The 222-nt window shown below is 50.0% G+C and carries 1 protein-coding gene; it reads left to right on the top strand.

Annotated features, from left to right (window positions below; genetic code table 11):
• Window positions 1-222 (top strand): Ig-like domain-containing protein (locus ACXM0J_RS18930; RefSeq protein ID WP_304457419.1); only part of this gene is annotated, 222 nt, incomplete at both ends.

Raw genomic sequence — 222 nt, 5'->3', positions numbered from 1 at the left:
CCAGTAATTGACCCGGTTAACGGGACAGACCCAATTACAGGTACAGCAGAACCTGGTTCAACTGTGACTGTGACATATCCAGATGGTAGTACGGCAAGTGTTGTAGCAGGACCAGATGGTAGTTGGACTGTGCCAAACCCAGGCTTAAATGATGGTGATACGGTAACAGCAGTAACAGAAGATCCTGCGGGCAATACCTCAGGTCCAGCAACAGCTGTGGTG

The sequence above is a fragment of the Acinetobacter sp. GRABPA_MV_2 genome (assembly GCF_056725885.1).
Note: the sequence above shows the minus strand (reverse complement) of the source record. Positions and strands in the feature narration are given on the sequence as shown.